This window comes from Bacillus sp. 007/AIA-02/001 (assembly GCF_004634455.1).
Taxonomy (GTDB): domain Bacteria; phylum Bacillota; class Bacilli; order Bacillales; family Bacillaceae_G; genus Bacillus_A; species Bacillus_A cereus.
Genome location: NZ_SEIY01000002.1, coordinates 671330 through 692913 on the forward strand (window position 1 = coordinate 671330; position 21584 = coordinate 692913).

Consider the following 21584-nt stretch of genomic DNA (forward strand, 5'->3'; position numbering starts at 1 on the left):
GGATTGTGTCAAACTTTTGAATTTTATACAGAAATTAAAGAAGCCGACACTTTGATTAAGTATGGGCAGAGTGACTAAAATTAATCGCTTATTAATTTCGAATAAATATTTAAATCGATAAGCTTTCCAGCTGATTTTTCGCTTTTTCTCAGAGTACCTTACAAAAGTAAAGTTTAATTTTTCTAATACTTTTATGGAATTTACATTTGCTGGTTTAACTTTTACAAAAATTGAATTAGGTTAGAAATTATATGGTTGTAATGGGAATGGAGGGATATGAATAAAAAAATTGTATCCCGCATTACCGGGCAGTAAGACCCCCACTGATTAAAGTTTCACTTTATTAGGGATTTGCCTTAAACATTTATTACAGTCAAGAATATTTATAATAATATGAACTAAAAAAGGTCCAATTTTTGTAATGTTGGAGGGGAGTATTGTGGACATAACTCAAAGCGTGGCAAGAATAGTGGTTAATGGGAAAGACCTTTCTTTCACTTCAGTTCAAACCTCTGCATGGAATCATGGACCTGTAAATGATTTAATCATTACGACGAATCAGAGGGTGAATGAGCTTTTTCAATTCATGTGGTCACAAGTACCGGTTACGATGTCGATATATTTTCTTCAAGGGGCGGATTTACTTAGGTTCGTTAGGGTTGCTGGAATCGATGAGCGTGTAACAGGAGAATATGTATATCATTTCATTTGGTAATAAGAAGAATTCAAAGTAGTCTAGCAGCTACTGTTTTATTTTGTCATTTGAATATAAGCGAGCGGACTAGCTTATAGTACCTACTGAAATAAAGAATCATAATATAATTTGTAATAAATTATACGGAAGTGAGTTGAAGATCATGTTTTATTCATATTTTAATTCTGAAGCTGGCATGCGACCAGCGTATGGTACGTCTATAACATATAGTGGAGCACAAAGTACAGTCCAAGCTATTCAACAAGCATTGCAAATGCAACAACAAATGCAAATGCAGCAGCAAGGAGTACAACCATATTACTCATCCGTAGAGTATTTTTACCCAGTACATCATGTTACACCGTACGGAAGTTCTTTTCTTACTATTCCATATGGAACTATATACAACTTATAACTAGTAAGGAATGAAGTGGTGTATATAAATAAGGGTGCAGATTAATAGCACCCTTATGAATAAGAAAAATAGCTAGTCCAAACCTTATAAATCAATCTTACATAATATGTAGTAATAAGTTTGAAAGGGGAATTAGTATGTCTTGTTATTACTACTGTAAGTATTGTAAGGAGTATAAAGATAAGCATCATGATTGTTGTAAGAACACTAGTAAGTGTCATGATAATAAGGACAATCTTGTTAGAGCATCGGCATTTAGAGCTAGAAATACTGTGAATCAAAATGTTCCTGCTAATACTTTTGTGAAAGTGTTATTTCAAAATGAACAATTTGATTTAGCGAATGAGTATAATCCAGCAACATCTATTTTTACGCCGAAGACTAAAGGTGTATATTCTATTATTGGAACGATTGGTTTCTTTCCAAACGATCCAACTTTAAATTATAGAGCGCGTGTAGAAATTCGTGTGAATGGAAACGCAGCGATAGCTATAGATAATGACTTTTTTGGTCCAATAAGTTTTGGAAATGTCGTAAGTGTTTCGACGATTGTTCAATTGAATGCAGGGGATGAAGTTGAGATTTATGCACAAAGTAGTATAGATGGGGTTTTAAGTCCTTTAGAAGATGGGGCACATTTTGAAGCAGCAAGATTTCCTTCTCCAATTAAATAAAACAGACTATTAAATGCTTTTTAGTAGGTTTAGTTAATCCCCTTACCAAATGGTGGGGGATTATTATTGTTTTTCTAAAATATATAAGTAAATAGGTAAAGCGTAGTTTAATTTGTAGGGGCTTCAACCTTCTTCAGATAATAAACAGAATAATAAGTAACATGCTTGTGAAAACTCATTGTTAGTAAGTTTACTAGTTTTCTTATAGAACAAGAAAGACGGAATACATAAAAGATCGTATCATTACGTTTTTTCTTTACTATATAGAAATTATATATTGAACATAGATTTGTGTAGGGAATGCTAATACACTGAAAAGAATAGCGTAAAGGCGATTACACTATATAAAAACAAAATCAATCCTAAGATGAGTAGTATCGGATGCAGCTTGAACATATTTGACCTCCTTGAGTATATAAAGAATTTTAATATATTGTTGGCCAATTTAGAAGGGGGACGGTTACATAAAAAAAGAGCATACATAATAAGTACGCTCCAAAGAAAGATAGGTTTTATGAGTGGATAATCTCCATACGATAATATATGTTCTTTTAATAAAAACGTGTAAAAAATCAATGAATTATCAATGGAATATCATAAAATGAGTAATTTTAGTCTAGGAATGCAGTTATTTTCTTTCTCAGTTATTTTTAGGTAACAAAGTTGTGAAAATCGTGCATTATGCGGACTAACAACGGGATAACGATCGTACTTCAGTTACATATTTCTTAAAGTCTGGATATTGCGTGATAGTTTGACATTTAGGGGTGCATAGTTGATTAATTATAGACACATTTGTAATTACTTCGTTACAAGGACCGAAAAATGTAACTTTTAGTTTTGAATTTGGTGGAATTTTAAACACGATAGGTTTTTTTTCCATGAAATCAGCTCCTAATATTGAGTATTATAATTTAAAGGATATAGAGTCGTATTAGTATAATATGAAATTTCAGTGGATTTGCTTATAATAAAGAATTTCATAGTAGTAAAAGTGCTTAAAGATGTAAAGGGGAAATTGAGAATGTGAAATAAAATGTTTAATTAATATAACTAATGCATTTTTTAGTTTGTTACATATTATGTTAGTAAGAATGGTATAAGGAGGTAGTATAAAATATTGGAAGAAAATGTACAAGTTCAGCTTTCGCCACCTTGGATCACAAATTTTAATGAATTAAAAAATTCAACATTTGATTTAATAATATATAGAAAATGAGTAGTGATTTTTATTAACTGAAAGGGAATTGATACTGGAAGTTTTAAGTTAATAATATAAGAGGATTTTTTCTAATATCTATAAAAATGTTCAATACCTAAATTGATAGGATGAGACTACATAACAAATAGTAAGGTATATTTCGAATATGAGAATATTTTTTGTGACATACATGTTAAAGCTAATAGAAATATTTCTGAAAGAGAATATATTTTGAAAAACGGTAAAGATTCTTTTTATTTATATTATAGATAGCTAGTTTTAGAGAGAGGAGGCTTACAATAAAACTAGCTATGAATAGGACATTCAAAAGGAGCTGGAATGTATGGGGTATATTGTAGATATTTCAAAATGGAATGGAACTATCAATTGGGATATTGCAGCATCTCAGCTAGATTTAGTGATTGCTAGAGTTCAAGATGGCTCTAATACGGTGGATTTTATGTATCAAAATTATGTTAGTGAAATGAAAAAGCATAGTATCCCATTCGGTAATTATGCTTTTTGTCGTTTTATATCTATTGCTGATGCAAAGAAAGAGGCACAAGATTTTTGGAATCGTGGTGATCAATCTGCTAAGTTTTGGGTAGCGGACGTAGAAGTTCAAACGATGGTAGATATGCAAGGCGGGACACAGGCATTTATTGATGAATTACGCCGTTTAGGTGCGGAAAAAGTAGGATTATATGTAGGGCATCACACGTATCTATCATTTGGAGCACGTAATATTGAAGCTGATTTCGTATGGATCCCTCGTTATGGAGGGAATAAGCCAGCATATCCATGCGATATGTGGCAATATACGGATTCAGGGAATGTTCCTGGGATTGGGAAATGTGATCTGAATCGATTAGTAGGAAATAAGTCACTTTCTTGGTTTATAAATTCGAACAAAGCAAATCAATCTAACATAGTGTATACACAGCAACCGAATGGCATTGGTATTGCAGTTTCGAAATATCCTGATGGATATGGAATAAATTTATATGAAAACCCCATGAATCCTCAATTTACAGGTACACTCACTCAAAAAATTCCATATTTAATCTTAGCAGGTTATTGGGGAGGCGGTGAGCAAGATATGATTTGTTTAGGGAACGATAAGCAGTGGGTATATTTAAAACATTTTAATGTGAAATGGTTTTATGCAACTTCAAAATATCCTGTCGGTTACGGAGTAAATTATTATGAAGAGCCTGAATGTATGAATTATAAAGGAAACATAGATGGATCGACATCTTTTCGAGTGTGGGGTAGAGTGGGAAATGCGGTAGATATCGGACAGAATAGTTGGATACCTGAAAAACATGTAATTATTAAGCAACTATAGAAGCTATATTTTTTTGAGAATTATATAAAGAGCCTTCTTACTATGCATAGTAAGAAGGCTCTTTATATTTAAAAATGAAAATACATGATACATAGTCAACTCATATGAAATGAATTACATGTAGAAAACACACTGTTTTCACAATGACTGTGTATAGTTAATTTGCATAATGATAAAAGTGAGGTATTTGAATTGAAAAAGAAGAAAATATTTATTGGAACAATTATTTCATGCATGATGCTAGCATTATCTGCATGTGGTTCCTCAGACAACGTAGTAACATCAAAAGTAGGAAATGTTACAGAGAAAGAATTAAGTAAAGAATTACGACAACAATATGGAGAAAGTACTTTATATCAAATGATGTTAAGTAAGGCATTGCTAGATAAATATAAAGTTTCAGATGAGGAAGCAAAAAAGAAAGTAGAAGAAGCAAAAGATAAAATGGGTGAAAACTTTAAATCGACTTTAGAACAACTTGGGTTGAAAAATGAAGATGAATTAAAAGAAAAAATGAAGCCAGAAATTGCATTTGAGAAAGCAATTAAAGCAACAGTTACAGATAAAGATGTGAAAGATAACTATAAACCAGAAATGAAAGTAAGTCACATTTTAGTGAAAGATGAAAAAACGGCTAAAGAAATAAAGGAGAAAGTAAATAATGGTGAAGATTTTGCTGCCTTAGCAAAACAGTATTCAGAAGATACTGGTTCAAAGGAACAGGGCGGGGAAATATCTGGTTTTGCCCCTGGACAAACAGTGAAAGAATTTGAGGAAGCTGCGTATAAATTAGATGCAGGCCAAGTAAGTGAGCCGGTTAAAACAACTTACGGTTACCATATTATTAAAGTGACGGATAAAAAAGAATTGAAGCCATTTGATGAAGTAAAGGATAAAATTCGTAAAGATATAGAACAACAAAGACTACAAGATACGACAGGTAAATGGAAACAACAAGTAGTCAATGATTTATTGAAAGATGCTGATATTAAAGTGAATAATAAAGAATTTAAAGATACATTTAAATTTCTAGAAAAGAAATAATGACTGTAATCATAATTAGAAAAGGGAACTCATATAGAGTTCCCTTTTTCTAATTAGTGTGTGAGTTATAAATAGATAGTAAGACAATACAATATTACATTTAAATATTAAGAATTACAATGGAAAATTATGGATTATAATTATTTCAACGAAAGTGGATATTCTACGGTTTTCATTATGCAAGTTTATTACATATATTTACTCTTTAATAATGGATATCGAACATAATTTAAAAAATAATACATATAATGTTTTTGAATAAATATTTAACATGGATAATTAGTAAAAAGCTGAGCATTCGATTGGAAAGGATGTTCTTTTTTATATGAAAATTTTAGGATAAAGAATGAATCGTTTTAAACGCGTCATTTACCACATCAATAAATTAAGGTGGTGGAGAATATATGAAAGTAATCTTTCAAGGAGAGGGCGGCGCGAAAATTTTTGAGTCATATGATGAAAATGTAAGTGATTTATTAGCTATATTAAAAGAAACGAAAGGGATTAAAATCGGGATGGTTGAGTATAAAGTGTTAAAGTACGAACTTAATTATTTTCGTCATCCGAAAAAAGCGGATACAGAGAGAGAGTTACATATAATAGTACAACCTAAGTATATGTAATAAAATATAATAATAAAAATCATTGATTCAGTTTTGTAAAGTTCCATAGAGTATGTAAGAAAAGAGAGTGTTGTAAATGCTCTCTTTTCTTATGCTTTGTGAGTTCGTTCATCATAGTATATGTTTTCAGTTATAGATGGTTAATAAACGATAAAAATTTAAAACTTTTTCGTTTAGGCAGGGATTTTATATTTAAGTAAATAAATATACTATGAAGTATTTTTTATACGAATACTGGAGGAGTATAAAATGAGTTTAGCAAGTTACATAGGTTGTAATGTAGAAATTCCGTTAACGGATTCAGATTCTAATGATTTAATTGTTTTTGGACCGTGTTTTTCAGATGAAAGTATGCTTGAAATTGCACAAGAGTATCAATTCCAAACAAATTACACATATGAGGTTTCAACTAGTTGGGGAATTGAACTTGTCGAGTGGCAAAATGTAAAGGAAAAAAAGAAGCGAAAGAAAAACTTTTAACTTTATGGAAGGTTATTTGGAAGATAGAGACTATTTCGAATTATTTAGTTGTTGGGTTGGTGATGAAGATAAGGAACGAGTAGGGGAATTGAACTTAAAAATAAAACATTTTAATATAGATGAATTATGTATTCCAGAAAGAACATTAGTTAGGATAGAAAAATAAGCTTTGAAATATTTTTTAGAAAAAGGCGATTTCACTTTGGGTGAAGTCGCCTTTTAGTTGTTATATGCATGTTATATAAGAAATGAGAAGTTTATTTGATAAAGGAAAAAAGTATGGAGATAAATAAAATTATGTTTTTTGTTAAGAAATAATAAGTATGGCTCTTCTCAAAAGAACGTAAGTTCGTGTATAATAGGAACGAATGTTCTTTTAAGAAGTAACCTAATTATAGTTTAGAAGTAAATTCGAGTTTAGTAAGTATTAAAAATAACTAAGGGATAGTATGGCTAAATAAATGTATAAATGATCAAGGAGATAAAAAATGAACGATGTAAAGATACAAAAAGAAGAAAGAGAGTGGGTTCCGTTTACAGTAATGTCCGAACAACTTTTAAACATGAGAAAGATTATTGGAGAGAAATTAAAAGTACAAAAACCGCTTTTAACAAATGAAGCAAAAGAGAGAATTTCTGATAAATTATTAACGTCATTATTGTCTGAGAAAGAAATATTGGTAACATATTTTGAAGATGGTTACATACTAACAAGCTACATGACTGTTGTACATATCAATCCGGTAAAACAAATTGTAATTTGTACAGACGCCTTTTATAAAACTTACGTATTTAACGCTATGGATATTATTGAAATAACGTAAAAGAAGCTGAGTATTAAATGGCAGCTTCTTTTATTTCTGATTTATGAGACAAATAATACAAGAAAAAGCAGCTAGCTTCGTGCTAGCTGCTGAGCCCCAGGGAAAGGGAGAAAAAGATAGGTTACTCCAAAATCGACAAGAGCTGTCAAACAGCCTGATTATAGTATAGACAAATTAAAATTTTCTATACAGAAAGTTGAACATAAGATTAGGCTGTACCCACTTGGTTTTGATCTGCAAGGTCAGAATCAAATGTATTGGTCGCGCTAACACCGCTAAAAGTATTAACAACAAAACCAACGTTTGATGCGCCGGAACCATTATAAGCTTTCGTATTTTCTTTCGGAGATACGTTGTAGAAATCACCTAAGTTAAATGATCCATTGCTATTTTGTACAACTAAATTTCCTACAACTGATGGCATAATTTTCACCTGCTTTATAATAAGTTGTTAACATTACTATATGGAGTTATAGTCCAGATGGTTCATACAATAAAAATTGTGGAATAGTAAAACGTTTGGAGCGTGGATTTCAATAAAAGTGTGTTAAAATTAATATAATAAAGTTGAGTAATTTTTTGAAAAAATTTGTATAATTGATATATATGAAAATAAAGGAGGCAAAATGTAATGAAAGATATTATGAAAAAAGTTGATTTAACAGATGCCAAATCAAGTAATCTTGTTGCATTAATTTATAGTAATGAAGTTATATTAGTTGAAGACGCATTTTGTCCAAATGAAATAAAATTAAAGTTTAATGAAATTGCAATTTTATCTGCAATTAAAACAGCCCATATTGCGAAAGTGTCTATTAGGAAAGAACTTGAAGCGCTTTTTCATGATACGGGTGTTATATTAGTGAAACAAAATGTTGATTATGGTAGTAGCCAATCTATTACCATGCATTTTGAGCAATTTAAAAAATTGCAAGATGAGATTGAACATTTAAATAAAAGTATGTAATAAAGCAGCTAAATAAAGGTTCTATCATAAAGGTGGAATGTGTTATGTTGAAAAAGTGGTTTAAAAATTATTTGGGTGAATCGCATTGTAAACATAAATATATTTTTATTAAGATGCAGGATAATGAGGATTTTAAAAAAGGTACATTAGGTGTAGTTTATATTTACCGGTGTGAGAAATGTGGAAAAGAGAAGTTTAAATGTAAAAACAATAATGAAATAAACAATGAATTTTTAGATATATAGCAAAAAGTAACCATGATGGTTACTTTTTTTACTTATGTATGCAATATCAAAACCATTACTAAAGTATGAGTTGAGTTGATACTATAGTAAATCGCTGAATAAAAATGAAGAGAGTAAGATATAGGGAAGGAGGATGAGAGAAATGAAGCGAAAAGAAATTAGTAAATCTGTAATTATTACAGGTGTGACACAAGGGTTAGGACGTGCGATGGTTGATCGATTTCATGAATTAGGGTGGAACATATATGGTTGTGGACGTTCAAAAGATAAAATTGAAGAACTAAAAAAACAGTACAGTAAAATACATGATTTCCAAGTAATTGATGTTTCAGATTCTCAGCAAGTTAATAACTGGGCAAATTATATATTTAATAGACATACGGCTCCCGATCTGATAATAAATAATGCATCGATTGTAAATCAAAATGCACAACTTTGGAAAATTACGGCTCAAGAATTCGAAAATGTAATGAATGTAAACGTGAATGGTGTAGTAAATGTAATAAGAGCGTTTGTTCCCGCAATGGTAGCTAGGAAAGAAGGAATTATCATTAATATGAGTTCTAGTTGGGGGAGAGAAGGTGAAGCTGAGCTTGCGCCATATTGTGCCTCGAAATTTGCAATTGAGGGTATCACTAAATCTATGGCCCTGGAATTACCCCATGGCATGGCTGTAGTTGCTTTAGATCCTGGAGGGAGTATTAGTACTCCAATGCTGAAGTCATGTGCGCCACAATATATAAATGAATCGCCTACACCTGAAACTTGGTCACATAAAGCAATTGAATATATATTGAATATAACAATAGATAAAAATGGAGATTCATTGACATGCCCAGCATGCGTATAAAAAGCACCTTTAAGGTGCTTTTTATATTAGTAGCACATTATATCATTCACAAAATTACATCTGAAAAATAAAATAAAAGATTAAGGGTGAGATTTGTTTGTTTTGAAAGCTTTAGAAAATATTTGAATAGGTGATAAAAATGAATCCAAGCAGTTTAAAAGTGACAGGGGCATGGTTTCAAGTGGGAGGGAATCTTACAGCTGCTATTGGAACGACAAGAGGATTTATTGGAGAAGAGAAAGTTGAATCGGATCTTGTTATTGTAGGAAGCTCATTACAAGCCCTCGGATATATATTACAAATCATTGCGAGCAAGTATGATGATGGGGAAGAAAAAAGAGAAAATCAAAATATAGGCTTAGAGAATCAAAGTAAATTACTTGATCAGATAGGAATTGAGTTATTAGCATTAGGCAATATATCAAATGTAATAGGAACATATTTTAATATAAATGAACAATTGAAAGAAAATGATTATCTTATCATTACAGGGAACAGTTTACAATCGATCGGTGCTTTTTTAGGAGTAGAAGCAGCTTTGGTGGATATAAATGTATTACAGAAAATTATTATACTGGGTAACTCCATGCAAAGTTTAGGGGCTGGATTACAAGCGTATCAAGGTGTTTTAAATGTATTGAAAGATGAGAGAGAAAATGAAGATAGTATTTTTGATAAGAGGGATGAGAGAATCATTGCACTCATTGGTATTTGGATACAAGCGATAGGAACGTTAATTTCTGCAATTGGAGTAACTGCAATAGAGGAAGAAAATAGGCTAGAAAACAATAAAAAGTCTGAAATACTTATATAAATAGAAGGAGATACATTGATTTTAGAGGCAGGTTAAGATTAAAATGGTAGTAGGTTTTTTTGCGTATATTTTGAAAAGTGATATATAAAATACAAAATAAGGAGTTTTCAAGGGATGATGTATTTATTAGCAATTCTTCTTCCACCTGTTGCTGTATTATTTTGTGGAAAACCAATTCAGGCAATCATAAATTTCATATTAACATTAATATTTTGGGTTCCAGGAGTTATACACGCAATTCTTGTAGTGCATGATAAAAAAGCTGATCGGCGTTTGAAAAAACAAATTCAAGCATATGATGAAATTAATAAGAGAAATCGAAGATAATTCATCTGCCAAATGTTTTTAAAAGAAAGGAGGATTAACCTCCTTTCTTTTTTAGTGGGTGTTAAGTTTAAATTTTTGTGTGGCGGAAAGAATTTTTAATGTAAGTATTATGATAATAACTTTTAGATTGTGCATGTAATAGGCCAGTATAAATGCTTTCTGGTACATTAAAGAAATCATACATACCATGCTTTAATTGGATTCGCAAAATCATAGAAAAAGGATTATAACCAACAGCAACTATATTTTTTGAGGTAACCGGAGATAGCTTCATTATTATGCAACTCCTTATTTTTCATTTTTAATAATTCTTTGTAGGTAACGGTATTGTGGTGTTGAAATCTTTATAATTAAAGAGGTATTATACCTATATTCAATATATTTAATATTGGTTATACGTAATTATAAGTAAGTTCACACGAAGTTCATATCGATATGCTATTTTTATTTCACCTTTGATTTATTAATAAGAAAATATTGACCATTTGAAAAAAAGGTATATTATTTATACGAGGTAATAAAAATTCACTTCTTTCATTATTATGCTAAAAGGGGCAGCATTATTAGAAAATTAGAAGTGAAAATAGTATGTATAAGAGCCATTCTAAAATTTGTAATCTGTGAATTGGGAAAATATTGAATGCTCCAGGTCAGTACACTTTCTTGCCTAAACGTATTTACGAAAGTGACCTCAATATTTTAAATTAAATCAACGGGAGAATTGAAAGGCAGGAGAAAGTAACATGTCAGAAAATTATCGTTCTCGCGAGGAGCGACGACAAGTTAAAAAGAAAAAACAACCAGCTTCTAAAACACAAAAACCAAAAGGTAAAACATCATTTTTCCGCAAGTTTTTAATTACTTGTTTATTACTTGGTATTGTAGGTTTAGTGGCGGGGGTTGCTACCTTTTTCGTAATGATTAAGGACGCACCAAAACTGGAAAAAGCAAAACTTGTTAATCCGTTATCCTCAAAAATTTATGATAAAAACGGGGATTTGGTATATGAATATGGAAAAGAAAAAAGGACGAATGTTACGTATGATCAAATACCTAAATTAGTAGAAAATGCATTTTTAGCGACAGAAGATTCACGTTTTTATGAGCATAGCGGAGTAGACTTTAAAGGTACTGCCCGTGCTGTTTTAGTGAGCCTTAAAGGAGATTATGGCTCTCAAGGTGGAAGTACGATAACGCAGCAAGTTATTAAAAACTACTTCTTATCAATGGACAAAACACCAAAGCGTAAGGCGCAAGAAATATATTTAGCTTATAAGCTAGAACAACAGTATTCAAAACATGAAATATTAGAGATGTACTTAAATAAAATTAACTTAGGTAATCGTTCATATGGTATCGCAACAGCAGCACAAAACTACTATGGTAAAGAATTGAAGGACTTAACATTACCAGAAGTTGCGATGCTTGCAGGTTTACCGAAAGCACCGAATAACTATGATCCAACGAAAAAAGAAAATGTTCAAAAAGCAACAGAAAGAAGAAATGTTGTTCTAAGTTTAATGAACCGACATGGATATATAACAAAACAGGAAATGGAAGAAGCATCAAAAGTTGACGTAGAAAAGGGGCTTAAGCCTGCAGCTCAACTACAAACAATGCCATACCCTGCATTTATGGATGCAGTTGTGAAAGAAGTAGAAAAAGAATTGCCAGATGCTAATATTGGTTCTGACGGTTTAGAAATTTATACAACGTTAGATCCGAAAGCACAGAAACTTGCTGATAATATTTTAAATAATAATATCATTGATTATCCAAACGATAAATTCCAAGGTGCATTCACATTTATGGATACGAAAACAGGAGAAGTTCGTGCTATAGGTAGTGGCCGTGGAGAAAATAAAGCTGTATTTAAAGGGCATAATATGGCAATTGAATTAGATCGTGCAGCTGGTTCAACGATGAAGCCAATTTTCGACTATGCTCCTGCAATTGAATATTTAAAATGGGCTACGTATCATCAAATCGATGACTCTCCATTTAAGTATTCAACGGGTCAAGAAGTTCGAAATGCAGATAGAAGTCATATGGGTCCAATTACGATGCGTGAAGCATTAAAAATGTCGCGTAATATTCCTGCAATTAAAACTGCAAAAGAAGTAGGGATTAGTAAATCAAAAGAATTCTCTGAGAAACTAGGTATTACATTTAATAAAGCACCGACAGAATCGACAGCGATTGGTACAAATGAAGTATCGCCAACTGAAATAGCGGGTGCTTATGCGGCATTTGGTAATGAAGGTAAATATACGAAACCGCATTTTGTTAAGAAAGTCGTTTATCCAGACGGTAAGTCACAAAGTTTTGGACAAAAACCAAAACAAGTTATGACAGATTCTACCGCATACATGATTACTGATATGCTTCGTTCTGTAGTTACATCGGGTACTGGTACATCGGCAAATGTAGGCTCTTTAGATGTAGCTGGTAAAACGGGTACGACAAACTATTCATCAAAGCAATTAGCTCAATATAAAATTCCAGAAAGTGCAACTCGTGATAGTTGGTTTGCTGGATATACACCGCAATATACGATGGCAGTATGGACTGGGTATATGAAAGATGGTAAAGACGAGTATATTAGTAGTAAAAATACGAAAATTGCACAGTTAATCTTTAAAGAAATGATGAGCGAAATGGCTACAGATAAATCACGCTTTAAAATGCCAAGTAGCGTTATTCAAGAAGGTAGTGAGCTACGTATAAAAGGTGAAAAACGTGATTCATCGCCAAATACTAGCGTACCGGATACAACGGAGCAACCAAAACAAGATCAACAGCAAAAAACTGAAGAAGAGAAAAAGCAAGAAGAATTAAAGAAACAAGAAGAACTGAAAAAACAAGAAGAACAAAAGAAACAAGAGGAACTTAAGAAGCAAGAAGAACAAAAGAAACTAGAAGAGCAAAAGAAACAAGAAGAACAAAATAATGGAAATGGCCAAGGAACGACACCTCCAGCAAATAACGGAGGAGGTCAAGGAAATACGACACCTCCAGCAAATAATGGAGGAGGTCAAGGAAATACGACACCTCCAGCAAATAATGGAGGAGGTCAAGGAAATACCACTCCACCAGCGACCACACAACCAGAGACTGGCGGTAATGCAGGAGAGACCCCTGCTAATAATGGGCAATAAGAAAAATTTATAAAAAATATTAAAAAGCACTTAAGATTTGTGAAAATTACAATCTTAAGTGCTTTTTTCGTTTAAATGTAGTAGCTATGAAATGATGTGTTTTAAATGTTAAACGTACCATAAAAATTTTGAAAATAAATTGATGGAAAATGATAAAAGACTTGAGCCTGAGGTAGTGGAGCGTGGCTAGGATGATAAAAGGTAGTGCTACTTGGATGGGCACCATGATGCCAAAATGAAGGGGTAGCTTGACCTGGTGATTGGTATTGTTGCCAAATTGCTGGAAGTTCAATGCCGACATCGGAACTTGCTGTATGAACGGCGGGGGCATGTATTTCGGGTATCGAAGGAACCGCGACAGTTACTCTTGATGATAATACCCACATAAAATAATCACTCCTAAGTTGTGATAATAAATTAGTATATTCTTTTCACACGTATAAAGGTACATATATAGGACTTTCGTTTAAAATATGCGTACAAAGTCTTAAGACTAATGTAAGCTGATGGTGGACTATTTAATATGAAAAGATACGTCTATTTGCGGAGGGAAAAGAGATAAAAAAAATATACAATGAGGGTGTTAATCGTAATATTTTACGGGTGTATGGAGGTATTTTTATGGAACGATTATGGACGAAATCATTTATTCAAATGACTTTCGCAATGTTATTTTTATTTACAGGATTTTATTTACTTGTTCCAACGCTCCCGCTCTTTATTAAAGAGATAGGTGGCAATGAATCGCAAGTTGGACTTATGATGGGGATGTTTACAATAGCTGCTGTTGTAATACGACCGATTATTGGAGGAATGTTAGATCAATATGGTAGAAGATCCTTTATTATTTTCGGACTCATCTTTTTTGGCTTAACGATGTACTCCTATAATATAGCATCGACTATTGTCCTTTTAGCTGTTTTACGTGTTATTCACGGAGTAACATGGGCTGTTTCTACAACAGCTGTTGGAACAGCAATAACGGATATTATTCCAGATTCACGCCGCGGTGAAGGTATGGGTTGGTATGGGATGGCGATGACAATTGCAATGGCGATTGGACCTATGATTGGATTATGGGTTGTGCAAAATTATTCATTTGATGGTCTATTTTTATTAGCGACGTTGTTATCTTTTATGGCAGTTGTATTATCATTAATAACGAAGATTCCATTTACGCCACAAAAAGAAAAAGGGAAAATTCAGCTATTTGAGAAATCCGTATTAACAATCACGATTGTAGTATTCTTTTTATCGTTTGCATATGGAGGAATAACAACCTTTTTACCGTTATTTGCATCATCAATTCATGTAAACCCGGGAACTTTCTTTCTTGTATATGCAATTGCATTAACAATTGTAAGACCAATTTCAGGGAAACTATTAGATAAGTATGGAGAAGTATTCATCATACTTCCAGCATTATGTATTACTATTTTAGCTATAGTTGTTTTAACTATCTCAAATGGTTTGATAGGTGTAATTATCGCAGCAACATTATACGGTATTGGATTTGGTTCAGCGCAGCCAGCTTTGCAAGCGACAATGCTTACAATTGTCAATCCGAGTAAAAGAGGAGTTGCAAATGCTTCATTTTTTACAGCGTTTGATTTAGGAATCGGGTTAGGTGCTATTTTACTTGGAGTTGTTTCACAAATGTTTGGTTATCGTATTTTATTTTCAGGGAGTGCAATTTCAGCATTGATAGCCTTAATTATTTTCGTCTTCTTTGTAAAACAACGATTAGGAAAAAAAGAGTTTGCGTAAACTGGAGGAATAAAGATGAGAATTTCAATTGATCGTAAAGCTCTGCAATGGTTCCAGGAAGAATTACGTATAAAGCACGGTGAATCTGTACGTTTTACTGTAAGGTACGGAGGGGATAGTTCAATTCAGCCCGGATATTCTTTAGGGATTGTTGCTGAGAAACCCGATGGCGAAATAGTGTCAGTTGAGAAGGAAGGTATTATATTTTTTGTAGATTCTGATGATCTTTGGTATTTTCAAAACTATGATTTATTTGTAAGTTATCATGAGGGAATGGAAGAAATTCAATTTAATTATGTAAAATAATAACTTTATTAAAAATGAATAAGTTTTATATAAAAATTATATTTAAGAGATAGTGAAATAAATATCATATAGTAACGAGCTGTATTTATGTACAGCTCGTTTTTTCTATTTCTCAAATAAAATTAGAATAATTGTATATTTGGCGGTGTTATATGAAAAATCTTTATATTTTGTTTTTGAAAATACGCAAAGAAGTCTATCCTTTCTTTATAAAATATAAGAATTATTTTCAAAAAATTGTATTGTTACAGTAAGAAAAGTGTAGGAAACTTATCATTATAAAATAAATTGAAATCTTCTAAAAACTCTGATACATTGAAATAGAAATGTAGTTTCACAATATTGTAAAGGCTTACAGTTATGTGCACGAAGATCTATTAGGATTGGAGGAAATAATGATGAAAGCTGAAGAGAAATTTTCCCCGGGATTAGATGGTATAGTGGCAGCGGAGACGAAAATCTCGTTTCTTGACACAGTAAAAGGTGAAATTGTAATTCAAGGGTATGACTTAATCGAACTCTCAAAAACAAAAGAGTATTTAGACATTGTGCACCTTTTATTGGAGGAACACCTACCGAATGAAGATGAAAAAGTAACACTTGAAAAGAAATTAAAAGAAGAATATGCAGTACCAGAAGGTGTATTCAACGTACTAAAGGCATTGCCTAAAGAGACGCATCCCATGGATGGATTACGTACAGGTGTGTCAGCGTTAGCTGGTTACGATAATGATATCGAAAACCGCTCGTTAGAAGTGAATAAAAGCCGAGGGTACAAGCTGTTAAGTAAAGTGCCAAACATTGTAGCAAATAGCTATCATATTTTAAATAATGAGGAGCCAATTGAACCTCTTAAAGAATTATCTTATAGTGCGAATTTCTTCTATATGTTAACTGGTAAAAAACCAACTGAACTTGAGGAAAAGATCTTTGATCGTTCCCTTGTTTTATATAGTGAGCATGAAATGCCAAACTCTACATTTACAGCTCGCGTTATTGCATCAACACAATCAGATTTATACGGTGCTTTAACAGGTGCAGTTGCATCTTTAAAAGGAAGTTTACATGGCGGTGCAAATGAAGCGGTTATGTACATGCTTTTAGAAGCTGGTAATGTTGAGAAATTTGAAGAGTTATTACAGAAGAAACTATATAACAAAGAAAAAATTATGGGCTTTGGACACCGTGTTTATATGAAGAAGATGGATCCAAGAGCACTTATGATGAAGGAAGCTTTAAAACAGTTATGTGATGTAAAAGGTGATTATACACTATATGAAATGTGTGAAGCTGGAGAAAAGATTATGGAAAAAGAAAAAGGAATTTATCCAAATCTTGATTATTATGCAGCTCCAGTATATTGGATGCTAGGTATTCCAATTCAACTTTACACACCAATCTTCTTTAGCTCTAGAACAGTGGGGTTATGTGCGCACGTTATTGAGCAACATGCAAATAATCGTTTGTTCCGTCCTCGTGTAAATTATATTGGCGAGCGACATGTACTTAGTAAATAAGAACAACTGGGGAGTTGTTAGCGCCGCCCGCCAGATGGGTGTTTGACCGACACCCATCATTAATAATAACGAATTTTCGACAGAAAGGGAAGAATAGCATGATTAAAACAAATGAAATTAAGCAAAAAGATGCATTATTAGAAGAGATTACCGATTATGTATTAAATAAAGAGGTTACTAGTGCAGAAGCATTCAGTACAGCTCGTTACGTATTACTTGATACACTTGGATGTGGAATTTTAGCACTGCAATATCCAGAATGTACGAAATTACTAGGACCAGTTGTGCCAGGAACAATCGTGCCAAATGGTACACGTGTACCAGGTACGTCTTATGTACTAGATCCAGTAAAAGGTGCATTTAATATCGGATGTATGATCCGTTGGTTAGACTATAACGATACTTGGCTTGCAGCAGAGTGGGGACATCCATCTGATAACCTAGGCGGAATTTTAGCAGTTGCAGATTATATTAGCCGTGTTCGTATTTCAGAAGGAAAAGAAGCTTTAAAAGTACGTGAAGTATTAGAAATGATGATTAAAGCACATGAAATTCAAGGCGTGCTTGCTTTAGAAAACAGCTTAAACAGAGTTGGTCTTGACCATGTATTATATGTAAAAGTAGCAACAACTGCAGTAGTTGCGAAAATGCTTGGCGGAACACGTGAAGAAATCTTTAATGCATTATCACATGCGTGGATTGATAATTCTAGTCTTCGTACATATCGTCATGCTCCAAATACGGGCTCACGTAAATCATGGGCTGCAGGTGACGCAACGAGCCGCGGTGTTCATCTTGCAATGACTGCTCTAAAAGGTGAAATGGGTTATCCAACAGCATTATCTGCGCCAGGATGGGGATTCCAAGATGTATTATTCAATAAACAAGAATTAAAATTAGCAAGACCACTAGAGTCATATGTAATGGAAAATGTATTATTTAAAGTGTCATATCCAGCAGAATTCCATGCACAAACGGCTGCAGAATGTGCAGTGAAGTTGCATCCGGAAATTAAAGAGAGATTAGATGAAATTGACCGTATTACAATTACAACTCATGAATCAGCAATTCGTATTATTGATAAAGAAGGTCCATTAAATAACCCAGCTGATCGTGATCATTGCTTACAATACATTACGGCAATTGGTTTATTAAAAGGAGATATCGTTGCAGACGATTATGAAGATGCAGTAGCAAACGATCCACGTGTGGATGAATTACGTAATAAGATGGTTGTTGTTGAAAACAAACAGTACAGTTTAGATTACCTTGACCCGAACAAGCGCTCAATCGCCAACGCTGTTCAAGTTCACTTTAAAGATGGCACAGTAACAGAAAATGTGGAATGTGAATATCCACTTGGTCACCGCTTCCGTAGAGACGAAGCAATTCCAAAAGTTGTTCAAAAATTCACTGCAAATATGGCAGGTCATTATTCTAGTAAGCAACAAGAACAAATTCATGAAGTTTGTTTAAATGAAGAAAAACTAGAAAATATGAATGTAAACGAATTTGTAGATCTATTCTTAATTTAATAATAGGGGGAATTTAGAATGGCTTGGGTTGTGAAAAAGCAGTCAACACAAGAGGAGCTTGCGAATCGATTCCGAGCTTTAGTAGAAGCAAATGAAATTTTGCAAATTCCAGGTGCTCATGATGCAATGGCGGCTTTAGTTGCAAAAAATACAGGTTTTTCAGCTCTTTATTTATCAGGAGCTGCTTATACTGCAAGTAAAGGCTTACCAGATTTAGGTATCGTGACGTCTACTGAAGTGGCTGAGAGAGCAAGAGATTTAGTAAGAGCTACAGACTTACCGGTTCTTGTTGATATTGATACAGGATTTGGTGGTGTACTAAATGTAGCGAGAACAGCTGTAGAAATGGTGGAAGCGAAAGTAGCAGCTGTCCAAATTGAAGATCAGCAATTACCAAAAAAATGTGGACATTTAAATGGTAAAAAACTTGTTACTACAGAAGAATTGGTTCAAAAAATTAAAGCGATTAAAGAAGTTGCACCGAGCTTATACATTGTAGCACGTACTGATGCTCGCGGCGTTGAAGGATTAGATGAAGCAATTGAAAGAGCAAATGCATATGTAAAAGCAGGTGCAGACGCAATTTTCCCTGAAGCGCTTCAATCAGAGGAAGAATTCCGTCTATTTAATAGTAAGATAAATGCACCTTTGCTTGCGAATATGACTGAATTCGGAAAAACTCCATATTATAGTGCAGAGGAATTTGCGAATATGGGCTTCCAAATGGTTATTTATCCTGTAACTTCACTTCGCGTTGCAGCGAAAGCGTATGAAAATGTGTTTGCTTTAATTAAAGAAACAGGTTCTCAAAAAGATGCACTTTCTAATATGCAAACGAGAAGTGAATTATACGAAACAATTTCATATCATGACTTTGAAGAGTTAGATACTGGTATTGCAAAAACAGTATTATCAGAAGATCAATAGATAAAGCAGCGAAGGCGATGAAAATACATCTTTGGCAAAATAAAATGCTTGATGTGAAAAATCATCGCCTTCTATTTTCAAAAAAGATATTCCACTCATCGTAGACGAGCATAAGCAAAAAGCTATGAAAGCCGAATGATAGGGGGATACATATGGAGAAAACGAAGTTACCATGGGATGAATTTTTTTCACTTAATAAAGATATAAATCATACTTACTTTACACCAGAAGATTTTTCAGGTGATGAAGATTTAATCGCAAAAACGACAGAACAATTCGTTAAACAAGAAATTGTTCCACAAATGGAGAATATTGAACAACATAACTATAAAGTTTCTCGTCAATTATTTGAGAAAGCTGGGGAACTTGGATTATTAGGCATTGAGGTACCAGAAGATTATGGCGGGTTCGAGTTAGGAAAGGCTGTCTCAGGTCTTGTAGCAGAGAAAATGGGTTACGCTGGTGCGTTTAGCGTTTCTTTTAATATACACGCTGGTGTCGGTACATTGCCTTACATATATTATGGAACGAAAGAGCAAAAAGAAAAATATTTACCGAAAATCGCATCGGGAGAATGGATTGGGGCTTATGCTTTAACGGAGCCAAATGCTGGTTCGGATGCATTAAGCGCAAAAACAAGCGCCGTATTGAATGAAGAGGGAACAGCTTGGAAGTTAAATGGTGAGAAGCAATGGATTACAAATGCTCATATGGCAGATGTATACGTTGTTTTTGCGAAGACAAATAAAGGAATGACAGCGTTTATTGTCGAAAGAACATGTGAAGGTGTATCTATTGGATTAGAAGAAAAGAAAATGGGGATTAAAGGTTCTTCAACAGCGACTCTTATTTTAGAAGATGTTGTCATCCCTGCTGAAAATGTTTTAGGGGAAGTTGGGAAAGGGCATCACGTAGCCCTTAATATTCTTAACTTTGCTAGACTTAAACTTGCTTTTGGAAATATTGGAACAGCAAAACAAGCAATTGGTTTGTCGGTTCAATATGGAAAAGAGCGAAAACAGTTCCAAACGGAATTAGTAGACTTTACGATGATTCAAGAGAAAATTGCAAATATGATCATTGCTACATATGGAGCAGAAAGTGCAGCTTATCGTACAGCAGGTGTAATCGATGAAGCAATTCATGAGAGCGATGAAGATCTTATGAAGAAAATGTCCCAATTTGCAATTGAATGTGCACTGAATAAAGTAAATGCTTCTGAAACACTTGCTTATATCGTAGATGAAGCTGTACAAATTCATGGTGGTTACGGTTATATGCAAGAGTATGAGGTAGAACGATTATATCGTGATGCAAGGATTAGTCGTATTTTTGAAGGAACGAACGAAATTAATAGATTAACAGTTGCTAAAATGTTAATGAAGCAAATCGAACAATTAGAAGACACTGAAGTAGAAAGTGATGTAGCAAATGTAGAAAGAAACCATCGTTACATTTTATTAGCGAAAAAATTGTTGAAACAATCTTTGAAAACGCTCTCTAAAACTCCAGGTCTAAAAATTGACCAAGAACAAGAATATTCACGTGTAATATCAAATATGTTGACGGACGTGTACATCATGGAATCAGCGTTTTTACGTACGAGAAAAGCAGTACGTAAAAATGGAGAGGAAAAAGAACGTACGAAGCAACTCATAACGGATGTTATTTGTGAAGAAGGATACCGTAAAGTAGAAGAAGCGGCGATTTCTGTACTTTCAGCAGCTGTCACAGAAGAACAAGATAGAAATGTGATTTTAGCTGAAATCCGTCAATTATTAGTACCTTTATACACGAACGTATTTACGAAGAAGAGAGAAATTGCGAAAGCTATTATAAATCGTGGGAAATATATTGTGTAAATAGGA

24 protein-coding genes and 1 pseudogene are annotated in these 21584 nt (G+C 33.2%); 20 read left to right on the forward strand and 5 right to left on the reverse strand.

The window, feature by feature from the left end:
* Window positions 1-80: 80 nt before the first annotated feature.
* Window positions 81-237 (reverse strand): annotated as a pseudogene (locus ES895_RS29695) (GNAT family N-acetyltransferase); the annotation flags it as partial.
* Window positions 238-439: 202 nt separating this feature from the next.
* Between ES895_RS29695 and ES895_RS08880 the strand changes: the two are divergent.
* The 3 genes from ES895_RS08880 (at window position 440) to ES895_RS08890 (ending at window position 1783) form a co-directional block, all read left to right on the forward strand.
* Window positions 440-715, forward strand: a complete 276-nt coding sequence (locus ES895_RS08880; RefSeq protein ID WP_000355689.1) for a hypothetical protein — start codon at window positions 440-442, stop codon at window positions 713-715.
* Window positions 716-857: 142 nt separating this feature from the next.
* Window positions 858-1109, forward strand: coding sequence for a DUF3947 family protein (locus tag ES895_RS08885; RefSeq protein WP_000500092.1), 252 nt, complete (start codon window positions 858-860; stop codon window positions 1107-1109).
* 137 nt (window positions 1110-1246) lie between these two features.
* On the forward strand, window positions 1247-1783 hold the full coding sequence (locus ES895_RS08890) for a C1q-like domain-containing protein (RefSeq protein WP_097796405.1): 537 nt from the start codon (window positions 1247-1249) through the stop codon (window positions 1781-1783).
* A 688-nt stretch (window positions 1784-2471) separates the two neighbouring features.
* Here ES895_RS08890 and ES895_RS08895 read toward each other — a convergent pair.
* Window positions 2472-2666: a hypothetical protein gene (locus tag ES895_RS08895; RefSeq protein WP_000412557.1), complete on the reverse strand. Its 195-nt coding sequence runs from the start codon at window positions 2664-2666 to the stop codon at window positions 2472-2474.
* A 661-nt stretch (window positions 2667-3327) separates the two neighbouring features.
* Here ES895_RS08895 and ES895_RS08900 point away from each other — a divergent pair.
* From ES895_RS08900 to ES895_RS08920, 5 genes are all read left to right on the forward strand, one after another.
* On the forward strand, window positions 3328-4332 hold the full coding sequence (locus ES895_RS08900; protein ID WP_000540659.1) for a glycoside hydrolase family 25 protein: 1005 nt from the start codon (window positions 3328-3330) through the stop codon (window positions 4330-4332).
* A gap of 192 nt (window positions 4333-4524) precedes the next feature.
* Entirely contained in the window at window positions 4525-5376 is an 852-nt protein-coding gene (locus ES895_RS08905) for a peptidylprolyl isomerase PrsA (RefSeq protein ID WP_000727342.1), read from the forward strand.
* Window positions 5377-5780: 404 nt separating this feature from the next.
* The gene (locus ES895_RS08910; protein ID WP_000864279.1) at window positions 5781-5999 is read left to right on the forward strand and encodes a hypothetical protein; all 219 of its coding nucleotides are present in this window, start codon (window positions 5781-5783) and stop codon (window positions 5997-5999) included.
* A 249-nt stretch (window positions 6000-6248) separates the two neighbouring features.
* Window positions 6249-6479, forward strand: coding sequence for a KH domain-containing protein (locus tag ES895_RS08915; protein ID WP_058840252.1), 231 nt, complete (start codon window positions 6249-6251; stop codon window positions 6477-6479).
* 488 nt (window positions 6480-6967) lie between these two features.
* Window positions 6968-7303, forward strand: coding sequence for a YolD-like family protein (locus tag ES895_RS08920; RefSeq protein ID WP_001999741.1), 336 nt, complete (start codon window positions 6968-6970; stop codon window positions 7301-7303).
* Between the two features lie 208 nt (window positions 7304-7511).
* Here ES895_RS08920 and gerPF read toward each other — a convergent pair whose 3' ends face one another.
* Entirely contained in the window at window positions 7512-7727 is a 216-nt protein-coding gene (gene gerPF / locus ES895_RS08925; RefSeq protein WP_001141569.1) for a spore germination protein GerPF, read from the reverse strand.
* A gap of 207 nt (window positions 7728-7934) precedes the next feature.
* On the opposite strand from gerPF, the gene ES895_RS08930 reads away from it, so the two are divergent.
* The 5 genes from ES895_RS08930 to ES895_RS08950 all read left to right on the forward strand — a co-directional run bounded on the left by ES895_RS08930 (window position 7935) and on the right by ES895_RS08950 (window position 10506).
* Window positions 7935-8270: a hypothetical protein gene (locus tag ES895_RS08930; RefSeq protein ID WP_000651907.1), complete on the forward strand. Its 336-nt coding sequence runs from the start codon at window positions 7935-7937 to the stop codon at window positions 8268-8270.
* Between the two features lie 44 nt (window positions 8271-8314).
* Window positions 8315-8515 carry a hypothetical protein gene (locus tag ES895_RS08935; protein WP_061655253.1) on the forward strand — a complete coding sequence of 67 codons (201 nt, stop codon included), beginning with the start codon at window positions 8315-8317 and terminating at the stop codon, window positions 8513-8515.
* A gap of 142 nt (window positions 8516-8657) precedes the next feature.
* Window positions 8658-9365, forward strand: a complete 708-nt coding sequence (locus tag ES895_RS08940) for an SDR family oxidoreductase (protein WP_065704217.1) — start codon at window positions 8658-8660, stop codon at window positions 9363-9365.
* Between the two features lie 139 nt (window positions 9366-9504).
* Window positions 9505-10179, forward strand: a complete 675-nt coding sequence (locus ES895_RS08945; protein ID WP_061655251.1) for a DUF6944 family repetitive protein — start codon at window positions 9505-9507, stop codon at window positions 10177-10179.
* Between the two features lie 114 nt (window positions 10180-10293).
* Window positions 10294-10506 carry a YqaE/Pmp3 family membrane protein gene (locus ES895_RS08950; RefSeq protein WP_000990233.1) on the forward strand — a complete coding sequence of 71 codons (213 nt, stop codon included), beginning with the start codon at window positions 10294-10296 and terminating at the stop codon, window positions 10504-10506.
* Window positions 10507-10573: 67 nt separating this feature from the next.
* Here the strand turns inward: ES895_RS08950 and ES895_RS08955 are convergent, their stop codons facing one another.
* Complete coding sequence (locus ES895_RS08955; protein ID WP_000777843.1) at window positions 10574-10780, reverse strand: KTSC domain-containing protein; 207 nt, start codon at window positions 10778-10780, stop codon at window positions 10574-10576.
* Window positions 10781-11249: 469 nt separating this feature from the next.
* On the opposite strand from ES895_RS08955, the gene ES895_RS08960 reads away from it, so the two are divergent.
* Window positions 11250-13664, forward strand: a complete 2415-nt coding sequence (locus tag ES895_RS08960) for a transglycosylase domain-containing protein (RefSeq protein ID WP_135238299.1) — start codon at window positions 11250-11252, stop codon at window positions 13662-13664.
* Between the two features lie 101 nt (window positions 13665-13765).
* Here the strand turns inward: ES895_RS08960 and ES895_RS08965 are convergent, their stop codons facing one another.
* Window positions 13766-14050 (reverse strand): hypothetical protein, encoded by a 285-nt coding sequence (locus ES895_RS08965; RefSeq protein WP_000270101.1) that lies wholly within the window; start codon window positions 14048-14050, stop codon window positions 13766-13768.
* Between the two features lie 235 nt (window positions 14051-14285).
* On the opposite strand from ES895_RS08965, the gene ES895_RS08970 reads away from it, so the two are divergent.
* From ES895_RS08970 to ES895_RS08995, 6 genes are all read left to right on the forward strand, one after another.
* A complete protein-coding gene (locus ES895_RS08970; RefSeq protein WP_098605397.1) occupies window positions 14286-15431 on the forward strand; it encodes an MFS transporter in 1146 nt (381 codons plus the stop codon).
* Window positions 15432-15446: 15 nt separating this feature from the next.
* A complete protein-coding gene (locus ES895_RS08975) occupies window positions 15447-15737 on the forward strand; it encodes a HesB/YadR/YfhF family protein (protein ID WP_098605398.1) in 291 nt (96 codons plus the stop codon).
* A gap of 395 nt (window positions 15738-16132) precedes the next feature.
* Window positions 16133-17254 carry a citrate synthase gene (mmgD, locus tag ES895_RS08980; RefSeq protein ID WP_002041090.1) on the forward strand — a complete coding sequence of 374 codons (1122 nt, stop codon included), beginning with the start codon at window positions 16133-16135 and terminating at the stop codon, window positions 17252-17254.
* A 98-nt stretch (window positions 17255-17352) separates the two neighbouring features.
* Window positions 17353-18789 carry a 2-methylcitrate dehydratase gene (gene prpD / locus ES895_RS08985; protein WP_000598123.1) on the forward strand — a complete coding sequence of 479 codons (1437 nt, stop codon included), beginning with the start codon at window positions 17353-17355 and terminating at the stop codon, window positions 18787-18789.
* A gap of 18 nt (window positions 18790-18807) precedes the next feature.
* The gene (prpB, locus tag ES895_RS08990) at window positions 18808-19716 is read left to right on the forward strand and encodes a methylisocitrate lyase (protein ID WP_084064491.1); all 909 of its coding nucleotides are present in this window, start codon (window positions 18808-18810) and stop codon (window positions 19714-19716) included.
* A 152-nt stretch (window positions 19717-19868) separates the two neighbouring features.
* Window positions 19869-21578 (forward strand): acyl-CoA dehydrogenase family protein, encoded by a 1710-nt coding sequence (locus ES895_RS08995; protein ID WP_000415991.1) that lies wholly within the window; start codon window positions 19869-19871, stop codon window positions 21576-21578.
* Window positions 21579-21584 lie beyond the last annotated feature (6 nt).

Bases quoted from the DNA above. Each gene is read 5' to 3' on its own strand.
- ES895_RS08885 (WP_000500092.1), top strand. From the start codon at position 858: ATGTTTTATTCATATTTTAATTCTGAAGCTGGCATGCGACCAGCGTAT.
- ES895_RS08890 (WP_097796405.1), top strand. From the start codon at position 1,247: ATGTCTTGTTATTACTACTGTAAGTATTGTAAGGAGTATAAAGATAAG.
- ES895_RS08895 (WP_000412557.1), bottom strand. From the start codon at position 2,666: ATGGAAAAAAAACCTATCGTGTTTAAAATTCCACCAAATTCAAAACTA.
- ES895_RS08900 (WP_000540659.1), top strand. From the start codon at position 3,328: ATGGGGTATATTGTAGATATTTCAAAATGGAATGGAACTATCAATTGG.
- ES895_RS08910 (WP_000864279.1), top strand. From the start codon at position 5,781: ATGAAAGTAATCTTTCAAGGAGAGGGCGGCGCGAAAATTTTTGAGTCA.
- ES895_RS08915 (WP_058840252.1), top strand. From the start codon at position 6,249: ATGAGTTTAGCAAGTTACATAGGTTGTAATGTAGAAATTCCGTTAACG.
- ES895_RS08920 (WP_001999741.1), top strand. From the start codon at position 6,968: ATGAACGATGTAAAGATACAAAAAGAAGAAAGAGAGTGGGTTCCGTTT.
- gerPF (WP_001141569.1), bottom strand. From the start codon at position 7,727: ATGCCATCAGTTGTAGGAAATTTAGTTGTACAAAATAGCAATGGATCA.
- ES895_RS08930 (WP_000651907.1), top strand. From the start codon at position 7,935: ATGAAAGATATTATGAAAAAAGTTGATTTAACAGATGCCAAATCAAGT.
- ES895_RS08935 (WP_061655253.1), top strand. From the start codon at position 8,315: ATGTTGAAAAAGTGGTTTAAAAATTATTTGGGTGAATCGCATTGTAAA.
- ES895_RS08940 (WP_065704217.1), top strand. From the start codon at position 8,658: ATGAAGCGAAAAGAAATTAGTAAATCTGTAATTATTACAGGTGTGACA.
- ES895_RS08945 (WP_061655251.1), top strand. From the start codon at position 9,505: ATGAATCCAAGCAGTTTAAAAGTGACAGGGGCATGGTTTCAAGTGGGA.
- ES895_RS08950 (WP_000990233.1), top strand. From the start codon at position 10,294: ATGATGTATTTATTAGCAATTCTTCTTCCACCTGTTGCTGTATTATTT.
- ES895_RS08955 (WP_000777843.1), bottom strand. From the start codon at position 10,780: ATGAAGCTATCTCCGGTTACCTCAAAAAATATAGTTGCTGTTGGTTAT.
- ES895_RS08960 (WP_135238299.1), top strand. From the start codon at position 11,250: ATGTCAGAAAATTATCGTTCTCGCGAGGAGCGACGACAAGTTAAAAAG.
- ES895_RS08965 (WP_000270101.1), bottom strand. From the start codon at position 14,050: ATGTGGGTATTATCATCAAGAGTAACTGTCGCGGTTCCTTCGATACCC.
- ES895_RS08970 (WP_098605397.1), top strand. From the start codon at position 14,286: ATGGAACGATTATGGACGAAATCATTTATTCAAATGACTTTCGCAATG.
- ES895_RS08975 (WP_098605398.1), top strand. From the start codon at position 15,447: ATGAGAATTTCAATTGATCGTAAAGCTCTGCAATGGTTCCAGGAAGAA.
- mmgD (WP_002041090.1), top strand. From the start codon at position 16,133: ATGATGAAAGCTGAAGAGAAATTTTCCCCGGGATTAGATGGTATAGTG.
- prpD (WP_000598123.1), top strand. From the start codon at position 17,353: ATGATTAAAACAAATGAAATTAAGCAAAAAGATGCATTATTAGAAGAG.
- prpB (WP_084064491.1), top strand. From the start codon at position 18,808: ATGGCTTGGGTTGTGAAAAAGCAGTCAACACAAGAGGAGCTTGCGAAT.
- ES895_RS08995 (WP_000415991.1), top strand. From the start codon at position 19,869: ATGGAGAAAACGAAGTTACCATGGGATGAATTTTTTTCACTTAATAAA.